Annotated in this window: 5 protein-coding genes and 4 pseudogenes; 2 read left to right on the plus strand and 7 right to left on the minus strand. The window is 46.4% G+C overall.

All coding sequences use genetic code 11. The features are described from left to right. Positions 1-325 precede the first annotated feature (325 nt). Both GA520_RS03770 and GA520_RS03775 read left to right on the plus strand, forming a co-directional pair. Positions 326-3,175 (plus strand): FAD-binding and (Fe-S)-binding domain-containing protein, encoded by a 2,850-nt coding sequence (locus GA520_RS03770; RefSeq protein WP_163338018.1) that lies wholly within the window; start codon positions 326-328, stop codon positions 3,173-3,175. A 204-nt stretch (positions 3,176-3,379) separates the two neighbouring features. Then, entirely contained in the window at positions 3,380-4,336 is a 957-nt protein-coding gene (locus GA520_RS03775) for an aldo/keto reductase (protein ID WP_163338017.1), read from the plus strand. Here GA520_RS03775 and GA520_RS03780 read toward each other — a convergent pair. From GA520_RS03780 to tnpA, 7 genes and pseudogenes are all read right to left on the minus strand, one after another. Next, positions 4,333-5,664, minus strand: a complete 1,332-nt coding sequence (locus tag GA520_RS03780; protein WP_163338016.1) for a replication-associated recombination protein A — start codon at positions 5,662-5,664, stop codon at positions 4,333-4,335. The two genes, GA520_RS03775 and GA520_RS03780, sit on opposite strands and share 4 nt — an antisense overlap. Positions 5,665-6,314: 650 nt before the next feature. Beyond that, positions 6,315-8,063: a cytochrome c3 family protein gene (locus tag GA520_RS03785; RefSeq protein ID WP_163338015.1), complete on the minus strand. Its 1,749-nt coding sequence runs from the start codon at positions 8,061-8,063 to the stop codon at positions 6,315-6,317. 500 nt (positions 8,064-8,563) lie between these two features. Beyond that, positions 8,564-9,820, minus strand: coding sequence for a YadA C-terminal domain-containing protein (locus GA520_RS03790; RefSeq protein WP_163338014.1), 1,257 nt, complete (start codon positions 9,818-9,820; stop codon positions 8,564-8,566). A 33-nt stretch (positions 9,821-9,853) separates the two neighbouring features. Then, a pseudogene (locus GA520_RS27035) lies at positions 9,854-10,231 on the minus strand (YadA C-terminal domain-containing protein); the annotation flags it as partial. A 3-nt stretch (positions 10,232-10,234) separates the two neighbouring features. Continuing rightward, positions 10,235-10,363, minus strand: a pseudogene (locus tag GA520_RS27040) (hypothetical protein); the annotation flags it as partial. A 132-nt stretch (positions 10,364-10,495) separates the two neighbouring features. Then, positions 10,496-11,008: pseudogene (locus GA520_RS27045) on the minus strand (hypothetical protein); the annotation flags it as partial. Between the two features lie 550 nt (positions 11,009-11,558). Next, positions 11,559-11,870, minus strand: a pseudogene (gene tnpA / locus GA520_RS27050) (IS200/IS605 family transposase). Positions 11,871-12,001 lie beyond the last annotated feature (131 nt).

Below are 12,001 nucleotides of genomic sequence, written 5' to 3' on the forward strand. Positions count from 1 at the left end.
AGCATTACTTATCAGGTTACCGATATTTTCAAGAGATACAAGGGGAAAATGGGAGGGGGAAATGGCATCAAAGGATCTACCTGGTAGAGGTGTATGAAATTGTTAGGAATGTTGTGTGGTTTTTTGTGAAAGATTCTCAAGAAAATTATGCCACCTTTTTTACAATTTTTCAGGTGCAAAATATCTGTGCTATAATGACGGCTGATTCTTCAAGTACTCTTGTTATCTCATTTATAAGCAACCTACGACAAAGTGGTTATTGTGTTCTCTGCACTCCAACATCTTGAAGTCATAGTGTATTCACCATCACAGGAGAAGCTTCACCATGAAAACAGATTCTGATCGCAGTCATCTCTCAGGGGTTTATCAATACTTTATCCGCAAAATTGAGTTAAGTGTCGATAAGAGCCGGATAATCACCGACCCGCTCAGGACACTTGCTTATGGGACCGATGCCTCCTTTTACCGTCTGGTTCCTCAGGTAGTTGTAAAAGCGGAAAATGAAGAGGAAGTTGCCCTGTTATTGCAAGTGGCCGATGAGTGCAGGGTTCCCGTTACATTCAGAGCAGCTGGGACCAGCCTTTCGGGGCAGGCTATTTCAGATTCAGTATTGATTGTGGCTGGTGCCCAATGGCAGGAAAGAAACATCCTTGATGATGGTAACAAGATAAGGCTGCAACCTGGTGTTATAGGCAAACATGCCAATAGCTGCCTTGCTCCATATGGGAAAAAAATCGGTCCCGACCCTGCCTCTATAAACGCGGCGATGATTGGTGGAATTGCTGCCAATAACGCCAGCGGTATGTGTTGTGGCACATCACAGAACAGCTATAAGACGGTTGCTTCGATGCGTATTGTCTTTCAGGACGGTACTGTTCTCGACACCTCGGATGAGAGCAGTCGGTCTCGGTTTCGGGAAAGTCGATCGGATATTTACGAGGCGATTGATCAACTATCAAAAGAGGTGAAGGCGAACGGGGAACTGTCTGAACGCATCAGGGATAAATTTAAAATCAAGAACACCACTGGGTATAGTTTAAACAGCCTGATCGATTATGAGGACCCTATCGATATTCTGATGCATCTGATGATCGGTTCAGAAGGCACGCTTGGTTTTATTTCGGAGATCACCTATCACACTGTTGAAGAGTATGCCGACAAGGCGAGCAGCCTGATTGTGTTTCCGGCAATTAAAGACGCCTGCATTGCCACAGAGATACTGCGTTCCCAACCGGTGGCAGCTGTTGAACTGATGGACCGGGCAGCACTTCGTTCTGTGGAGAATAAATCTGGTATGCCGGACTGGTTAAAAGATTTACCTTCGAAAGCTGCAGCCATTCTGGTGGAGACCAGAGCTGAGAATAGTACGGTTCTGGCAGAGAATATTCAGACTGTCAGTACTGCACTGGCAGGGCTGACCCTCGAGAGGCCACTTGAGTTTACCGACAAGGTAGAGGAATACACCAAACTGTGGAACATCAGGAAAGGGCTGTTTCCTGCAGTTGGCGCGGTGAGAGAGTCGGGCACGACGGTGATCATAGAGGATGTAGCCTTCCCGATTGAACATCTGGCTGAGGCTACGGTGGAACTCCAGCAGATGATGAACAAATATAACTATCACAACGGTATTATTTTTGGTCATGCCCTGGAGGGGAATCTGCACTTTGTCTTTACCCAGGATTTCGGCTCACAGGAAGAAGTGAGCCGTTACGGCAATTTCATGCAGGATGTCTGCAACATGGTCGTCGAAAAATATGACGGATCGCTCAAGGCCGAGCACGGGACGGGGCGGAATATGGCCCCCTTTGTGGAGTATGAATGGGGTAAGGATGCTTATAAACTCATGGAGCGGATCAAGGAAATTTTTGATCCGGCGAATTTGCTCAACCCCGGTGTTATCCTCAACGCCAATCCGAAAGCACATCTTGAAAATCTTAAACCTCTTGCCTCGACCCATCCACTTGTAGATAAATGCATAGAATGTGGATTTTGTGAGCCGGAGTGTCCGTCAAGAAACCTGACACTTTCACCACGACAGCGAATAACGGTACAGCGTGAAATTTCCAGGCTACATGATGGTGTTGAAGATGCCCCCCTTCATGACAAGCTTGTGAAAGGGTATAAATATCATGGAGACCAGACCTGTGCCGCGGATGGTATGTGTAAGACCGCCTGCCCTGTGGAGATTAATACAGCGGATTTAACCAAGGAACTGCGCCGTCTGCGTGTGGAGAATACCTATAGGGAAAAAGTTGCCGATACTGTTGCCAATCATTATGGCAAGGTCACATCAGCCGTTCGTCTCGGTCTGCAGGGAGTTAATCTGGTACACCGGGGTGTTGGAACCAAGGTGTTAAAAAGACTTGCAGAAGAGGCGCGGGATGTGAGTGGTGACAGACTGCCGCTATGGACGCCGGAGATGCCGAAAGGGGCTCCAAAGAGAAAATATGAAAATGTGCCCGGGCCGGAGGACAGGACCGTGGTCTATTTCCCTAGTTGTATCTCGAGAACAATGGGGCCTGCGCAAGGTGATCCTGAACAGCGATTGCTTACAGACATTACCCAGATCGTTCTACAAAGAGCAGGTTATGGCATTATCTATCCGGAAAAAATGGAGCAACTCTGTTGTGGCGTACCGTTCCAGTCCAAGGGGGCCTTCAGCCAGGCGGATGAAAAAGCTGCTGAGCTGGAACTGGTATTGCTTCAAGCCAGTCAAAACGGTAAATACCCGGTACTCTGCGACACCAGTCCATGTCTTGCCCGTATGAGAGAAGTGATGGACTCCCGCCTCTCCATGTATGAGCCGGTGGAATTTGCCCATGATTTCATTTTGCAGTATCTCGCCATACATAAGCGAGCGGAGACGGTGGCGATACACCCGACCTGCTCACTCAAGAAGATGGGGCTTGAGACCAAGATAATTGATCTGGCAAAGGCCTGTGTCGATGAGGTTGTGGTTCCGGAGAAAATTGGATGTTGCGGCTTTGCCGGTGATCGTGGTTTCAGTTTCCCGGAACTGAATGAATCGGCTTTGCAGGAGTTGCGGCCGGAGGTTATGCAAAAGGGTGCGACCTCGGGGTACTCAAATAGCAGGACCTGTGAGATTGGGTTGTCGCTGCATTCCGGTATTCATTATCGATCGATTATGTATCTTGTGGAGCAGTGCAGCAGATAATTTTTAGGCTATCTTGAAAAAGGTACTCATTGGGCCAGTTTCATCGTTGCACGCAAGTTGTATTCGCAGCATATCTTGTAAATAGCTGCGGTACATTTTTGAGCGTGTCTCAAATTTGAACAAGTTTTCTTAATTATTTAGGTACCATATTGAGAGCATTGCATCTCTATGGTTTGCTATATTCCTCTTTCGGAGACCTACATTATGAAAAGACTGAAGTTCAGCAATGGTGACATGATGCCGGCTTTGGGTTTGGGTACCTGGAAATCACCAGGTGGTCAGGTCTATAAAGCGGTTCTGGAAGCGTTACAATGCGGCTATCAGCATATAGATTGTGCACCGATTTACGGCAATGAACCCGAGGTCGGCAAGGCCCTGCAGGAATCATTTGATCGGGGAGTTACCAACAGGGAAGAGGTGTGGGTTACGTCAAAACTGTGGAATAATAGTCATCATCCTGAGTCTGTTGAGCCGGCTTTACAAAAGACTTTAGATGATTTGCATCTTGACTATCTCGATCTGTTCCTGATTCACTGGCCGGTTCATTTACAGAAAGGAGTCACGTTTGCTTCAGCGCCGTCTGAGTTTATCGCTTACGGGGATTTGCCGATCGCCGAAACATGGCGAGCCATGGAGGAGCTGGTCAAGAAGGGATTATGCAAACATATCGGGGTGAGTAATTTCAGCAGGAAAAAGCTTTCGGATCTTACGCAACAGGCTCATATACAACCTGAAATGAACCAGGTTGAACTGCACCCGTATCTCCAGCAGCCAGGCATGGTTGAATTTTGTCGGGCCAATGGGATTCACCTTACAGCCTATTCCCCACTTGGCTCACCCGATCGCCCGCAGCAACTCAAGCAGCCTGACGAACCAATATTGATGCAGGATCCCGTTATAAAAAGAATTGCCGGGAAACACCGTGCTGCAGAGGCGCAGGTCTTGATTAGTTGGGCGATGCACCGTGGCACCGCTGTTATCCCGAAATCAGTGACACCCGAACGTATCTCTGCAAACCTGAAGTCGACTGAGATAACGCTCACTCCGGAAGAGGTTGAAGAGATCAACGGGTTGAATCGAAACAGACGATATGTGTCTGGCGCCTTCTGGACTGGTGATGGCAGTCCGTATACCCAGGATAATTTATGGGACGGAGATTAACCCTCTTCTGAGGAATCCTGCTGCTGTTGTTTGAGTTTGTTCCACCAGTCGAGGCGCTTCTGGATCTCCCGCTCAAACCCAAAGGCAGAGGGAGTATAGTATGTTTTCTCCTTCATGGTGTCCGGGAAATATTTCTGGTAGCTGTAATTGTTTTCAAAACTATGGGAATATTTATATTCCTTGCCGTACCCCATATCTTTCATCAACTTGGTAGGGGCATTGCGGATGTGCAGTGGTACCTTGTGATGGCCGGTTGCCATGGCATCATCCCTGGCGGCGAAGTAGGCTATCTCTGTACTGTTGCTCTTGGGAGCAGTAGCGAGGTAGACGGTAAGCTGGGTCAGGGCGGTGGAGGCTTCCGGCATACCCAGGAAGTGGACGGCATCCTTTACCGCTATGGCCTGGGTAATTGCCTGTGGGTCTGCAAGTCCGACGTCCTCGGTGGCGATACGTACTAACCGTCGTGTTATATACATCGGATCTTCGCCCGACTCGAGCATTCGTGCCAGCCAGTAGAGTGCGGCCTGGGCATCGCTGCCCCTGATCGATTTCTGGAAAGCGGAGATGAGGTTGTAATGCTCTTCTCCTCCCTTGTCGTAAAAGAGGGAACGCTGAGACAACGCCTGTTCAACATTTTCTGTGCATATCGTTGCCCCTCGACCCATCTGGCGGGCCACCATCTCAAGTGTGTTAAGGGCTTTTCGACCGTCGCCTCCGGATTTTTCGGCCAGCAGTTGCAGGCTGTCGTTATCTATTGCCAGCTCTTTCGGGATGTCCTCCAGTCCACGCTTCAGTATCTTTTTTATTGCCTCTTCGCTTAATTGCTCCAACACAAAAACATGACAGCGGGAGAGTAAGGCGCTGATAACCTCAAAGGATGGATTTTCTGTGGTGGCGCCAATAAGTACAATGGCACCTGACTCTACATAAGGGAGAAAGGCATCCTGCTGAGATTTGTTGAAGCGGTGGATCTCATCGACAAACACCAGGGTTTTGCGGTTATCGCTGTAAAGCCGCTTTCTGGCTTGTTCCATCAGGGTTTTGACATCACCGATTTTACTGAGAACTGCACTCAATGCTGCAAACGCATGCTCGGTGGTCTGTTCAATGAGGCGTGCAATGGTCGTTTTGCCTGTACCAGGCGGGCCCCAGAGTATGAAGGAGCTGTACTCGTCGCTGCTGATCATCGACTCCAGTATGGATCCCGGTTCCAGTAGTTTATCCTGTCCTACAATCCCGTCTATCTGTGCCGGACGGGCCCGTTCGGCAAGAGGGATATCCAGGGGTTTATTCATCGAATCGTGAAAAGAGAGTTGTTTGGAAGACATAGCGTGTATTCAAAAAAGGGAACTGGGTTTTGGTGACCAGCAAGATACCATGTTCATGTATATTCTTCCTCGATTTCTTTTACCCTTGTGTTGGTAAATATTACCATGACCTGTATCCGATTCCAGTCACCTTTGCGTGAGGACAATTTCATCTATGTATCGACGTCTGTTTTTTTCTGTAATCATCGTTATATCGACAAGTACCAGCCCGTCGACACAGTCGTTGAGGGCCGTGTCAATGTTGCAACCGAGGAAGACGACACCATCGGGCCCGCACAACTCGGAATACTGTGTAGGAAGTGGAGGGACCGAGGTCCTTATAGTATGCGACAATCTTTCAAGGTTTTTGATATTTGGGGGGTAATGATTTCCAGAAAACTCGCTGGCCAGTTCGGGGAGAGGTCGGACAAAAACAAATGAGTTTTGTGAGCAGGAAAATTTCGAATAAGGGCTGAAATAAAGCTTGTTGATAAGTATCAGCGAGTTCTCTCGCGGCCTGGGGCAAGGCGTTACTGATACTGGCCGGACCGAACAGCTAACAAAAACCTGTATGGATTTGCCGTTCTGAAAGGGAGTAAGGAAGCAAAGAGGCTGGCTAGAAAATACCCGGCCTTTTTGCTTCCTGTAGATGCTTTATGTACCATCTTTTGTCAGAACGTATGGCAGTCTGTGCAGGCTATGTCTTCTTCAAGGTGTTCCAGGTGGGAATCGTCTTCCCATTCCTGATTGTCGTGGCACTTGGTACAAAGGGTATACAGATCTGTTTTTAAGCCGGTAGGTTCTCCTGTATGGCAGCTTGAACAGGTAAGATCCTCTCTATGTTCTTTATGCATTGCCCTCCATGACATATTCTCAGGTTCGTGACAAAGTGTACATGCCAACACACTGGCCGGGAGTTCATGATAGCCGAGCTCGGTAAACGGCAACATTCCGCTTCCGTCGGGAGTATGGCCTGAATTATCATGACACTCGTGACAGCGTGGAGCATGTTCGCGGGGGTCGACTCCGTGAGTTATCAACATTTCGGCATCTGCATTGATGATGCTGTAACTGCCTTCGAGTCCCTTGTCGAGCATACCCTTGGTCACTGCCTCATCGAATATGCCTGTCATGAACATCCACATTATTGAAGGAGCGATGATCTGTTCGCTGTCATCATGCAGGGCGATGTTCGTGTAGTGCCTCTTGATAGGGACGATGGATGACTGGCCGTCAAATGGTTGGCCATTTGCGTAAGCCATATGGTATATACCGAAATCGCCGGGTTCTATTATATCGCCAACATTGTAAACATAGGATGTTCCGTCAAACCAGACGTATTCAGGTGAGACATTTAACTCCTTGATTTCAAATCCTACCCAGCCCCCCTGACCGTAACAGAAGGCACCGTTCCATGTTGGCTGCAGCCAATTCCGTGACATTTCTGTTTCTCCGCCCTTGCCGAATTGGCGGATGTGGCAGACCTGGCAGCTCACTTGCCCGGCTGCATGACGATTATAGTCATCGTTATTATGGGGAGCATTCTCATGACATTTTTGACAGGTTGGTTTTTCGGCCTCTGTTTGTCGGAGGTCGATACCGCGTCCGCCAATTTTATGGTGATTGCCTTCGTGGCAACTCACACAGTGAAGGTCTGCTCCGTCAATTGAGAGATGGATGTCTTCGTCTGCACTTGGATTTACAGAACTCCAACCCATATCGCCACGTTTGGTCCAGTCTCCTCCTCCAGCAGCTGCATGGCAACGGAGACAGGTGTATCGAGTCGGCATATGGACATTTTGGGCAACTTCCGCCATGGTAATGCCTGCGGGCATATTCTCGAAATCGGGCTCAGATATATAATTACCCTCCTCATCTTTAAGACCAAAGAGATAGGTTACCTCCTCGTTTTTAAAGTTTGTTACGGTAATTGTATTATTCGGGTCAAGGAGGAGTTTGCGTCTGTAAATATCGCTGTGGCACATCAGGCAGTCAACGTCTTCTACTGTTGGATCATCCGGAGCATTGCCATCCAGACGAACATGGCAGGAGAAACAGGTATTTCGAGAGGACATGGCATAGGTACAGAAGGTGTTGATTCCCCTGTTGGCTTTACCGAGATCTTCCCCATCTGTGTTTATCAGATCTGGAGTAGGCCCGTTCCACTGCATGTGCACAGAGTGGAGTGCATGTTGCGCTTCATCCCTGTGGCACCTGATGCAGGTCAATGGGCCTTCGTAGACAGTTATCCCGAGATGTTCCTCAATAACATCGTCAGAATCGTTGCCATTTCTCCATTGGTGGCCCTGATCCGAATCACGATCATTTTCCAACGTGAAGGTCTTTTTTGCGTGTGCAGTAACTGAATTGAGAGGTCCAACAAGCAAGCAACAGATAATTGCCAGGGCTATCCGTTTCATATCCATACCTCTAAAATGATAAAGCTTTAACTGTGGTGGATACCGGTTACTGATCGTGAAATAGCTGAATAATCGTATATATGTACATAGACGATTTCAGGTGCTATAAGTTACAGCTTGCAAAGAATAAAAATACCGTGACAGGTGAATCAGATTCTTGAAAGGGGAAAACTACCTGGGAGGGTAGGCGACATACCTATATGTGGAGGTTAAGTAACTGTAAATATATAATTTATTATAGTGAATGAAATGTTGCAGATGAACAAGAAATGCAGAGAATTATATTTGTGGAATCGGACGATTCCAGGTCGAGTTGTCGGGTCAAGTATGGTAATAGGCTTAGACGCTTTTCCAGCGGGATACAAAAAGCCTATATTGGAAATATACTGTCAAAAATACTGTCTTCTTTTCTTGGTAGAAATATTTCCAGCTTTAACCTTGCTCAGCATTTTATTCTACCCATCAAGTTGATGTTTTTTATACTGTGCATGTCCATTCCTTTAAAACGACCAACCGACACCGACACTGGCCAGTATCTCATCTCCAGCATAAGAAAAACCTGAGCTGAGGAACATCGAATCATTAAAAAGCATACTTTGCAGTCGATGTGCTATAGACAGCCCAATGGCAGACTCTCCTTCGAAATTTGCCAATCCAACATTGATTGTTGTTCTCCCTGGAGCTGAAGGGGTCATAGGTATTAAACTTGCGACAGCAGCAATCCCTGCAAATGTATCTTCTATCTCGTTGTATAGTTGATTTATACTTGCGCTATTCTGTTGAATCGCAGCAGTATTGTCAGCAATAAATGTTCGGTTTTGTTTAATGTCCTTCTTATTTCTAGACACTCTGCTAGATACTTGGCCGAGTTGATGATGATTAACCGCATCAGTAGCATTTATTCCATCAGCCACGTTGGTTATCTTTCTTTCACTGCCGGGAGACCCCACTGAAACAGTATTTGGCTCTGAGGCGACAGAGTCCTTTCCAAGGGCAACACTGTTGGATGCACCTGCTTTCACCGTAGAGTTCTGGCCTATAGCTGTTCCACCATTAGCATTTGCAGCAACTGCCGAATTTGCACCTACAGCTACACTGTCAGGTGAGTCTATCCTTGAATATGCACCTATAGCGGTACTGTTATCTGCTGTAACAGTAGATTTATAGCCGACTGCTGTATCAAATGAATGTGCAATTGCGCCTTCACCGAGAGCTGTAGATCCAGTGCCATTTGCACTTGCTTGGTTTGTCCCTGATGTTGAAATCCACGATATTGTGGCTGGTGCAATTGCAAGTCCCTTGACATAACTATAGGGAACAGCATCAGTAAGATTTACTGGACTGGCAACATTAGTAATGCGTCCTGTTCCGGATGGAGTCAGGTATAAGTTACCTTGGCTACCAATTACTAGACTCTCAGCAGGCGCTCCAGAATCAATTCGGAATACTTGTTTCCCAGCATTTGCGTCTTCGATTGCAATATAGTTGTCTGTACCAGTACCATCAGGATCATTAATAATTATTTTCCAGTCGTTGGTCGGAAAGCCGCCAGCAGCGCTTGTGTCAGTAAATTCCAACTGTAGAATATTACCTTTTAGCAGTAATGTTGCTTCGCCAAAATCTTCACCATCAATGCAGTTGGTCCCAATACATGCGGATTGGGTTACAATTAAATCGTCAGGAATGACCTGGTCTGCAAAACACTGTGTCCCTAACGGCAAAGCAAGTAATAAGGTTGGTATCATGATTTTTTTCATTATGATTTCCTTTTATGCCAGTATCTTTAAAACTTAAAATTCCCAACTTCCACCAACTCGTGTCAGTGTCTTACCACTTGAAGTCGAAATACCGGCATTTAGATAGAAATCATCACCTATAGCAGGACTGCTTAGTCTGTGAGCAATGGAAAAACCAATTCCGTATTTTCCTTCGTACGATGCACTTTCGAGATTGAGAGTTGTTTTTCCTGGCGCCGAAGGAGTCATCACTACTAAAGAAGCAGCTGCGGCGACTCCCGCATTTGCAGTTTCAAGTTCACCTTGCAGTCGGTTGATTTCCGAACTATTTTCACTTATCGCTTCACTATTATCCTCGATTCTCTGACGGTTAATTTTGATATTCTTTCGGTTGGCACTAACACGGGACGAAACTGCGTCTAGTTGCCCCTTATTGACAGCATCAGTACTATTAACTCCATCAGCAACATTTGTTATTCTTCGCTCGTTGCCTGGTGATCCAACAGACACAGTATTGGGTTCTGATGCTATAGAATCTTTTCCGAGGGCAACACTGTTTGTGGCGCCGCTCAAAACTTTGGCATTCTCTCCAACGGCTACTCCGCCCTCTGCTCCAGACGCCACATATGAGTTCGCTCCTATGGCAACAGAATTAGCAGAATGTATTTGTGAGTTTGCTCCTACTGCGGTGCTATTATCTGCTGTAATTGTTGCTTTATAGCCTATTGCGGTATCATACGATTTTGCAGATGCGCCAGCTCCTATTGCTGTAGAGCCAACTCCAGATGATGTCGCTTGTGTCTGACTTGTTGATGACAACCAGTCTGGAGTAAGTTTTGAGTTCACGACACTATTAACGGTCCGCAGGTTCGTGGCATCCGTATCATTAACGGGATCTGCCAAATTTATGATTCTGGCCGTAGATGTCGCAAGGTTGAGATTGCCCTGATCATCAATATGCAGGCTCAACTCTGGTGCACCAGCATCTATACGAAAAGTCAAAGGATCTGAATTAACATTACCGCTTACAAGCTCTGTGATACCAAAATAGTTGCCACCACCGTTAGCAGAATCGTTTGCCCTGATTCCCCAATCCACATTGGTCCCGGAAATTGATGTGTCATTAAATTCTATACGGAGATTGTTCTCTTTTAAACGAAGAGTTGCAGTCCCAAAGTTTTCCCATCGACACAGTCCTGTCCAACACATGTGCTAAATTGCACTATTAGGTCATCATTGATAACGTTATCAGCAGACACGGGTTGAGCAAAAATAATCAGTGTCGTACCTATCAATGTTCGACTCAATAATCCTTTCCCCATTTTCAGTTTCTCCTTTCATGTTTGTTTATTGTTAGATCAAAAAAATGAAAATTATTGTTCTCCATTGTATCTATTTATGAATGCGGAGATAAAGAAAAAACAGTAGTTTTTAGGAAAAGCATCTATTAATGACGGCCGATTACTGATAGAGGGATATTGAGGAGTAGAAAGGAAAGGATTGGCGTAGGGTAGTTGCGCTTAAGGATCCTGGATATTGGCAGTCTGGTAGAGATTGTGGCGGTCCTTCAATCACGAAATGTTGAACCGTACATCTACGTGAACAATCATTTTGAGGGGTCGGAGTCGAGGACGATTGAGAAAATTCTACAGCGACTTTGATTGATTGAACAGTGCAATTGACCAACAGTAAATTGTTGTCCAGTGAATAGTTCTGAATGAGTGTCTTGCAGGGTGCCTAACCATGCGTGGACCATGTCTTATGGGTTGTAGCCTCGATTTTTTAGGTGGGTAAATTCAGACAATAGAACCCGCGAGCTGATTCCTTTTAACCATTGAACGATTTTACTTATATTCTGGGTCGGTCGATACCCTATAAACATATGAACATGATCGCTCGCTACTTTACCAGAGATCACTTAGAGTTCATGTTCATATGCAATTTGCCTGAGGATATCACGAGTACGCACAGCAACTTCACCCTTCAGTACCTTTTTACGATACTTGGGGATCCAAATTATGTGCACCTTCAGGTCTGTTTTTGTATGAGATCCAAGTCTGTAACGTCGCATAGCGACAATTTTAATCTTCTCTTCGCCTAAAGGCGAGGGGTTTCAACCATCCCCGACGGGGACACTAACAAGGTGAAAAGTACACCGCTTCGAATAGTCTCACAACTTCGCCCTGTCAGATAAGCATTGGC

The sequence above is a fragment of the Desulfopila sp. IMCC35008 genome, assembly GCF_010646885.2.
GTDB lineage: Bacteria > Desulfobacterota > Desulfobulbia > Desulfobulbales > Desulfocapsaceae > Desulfopila.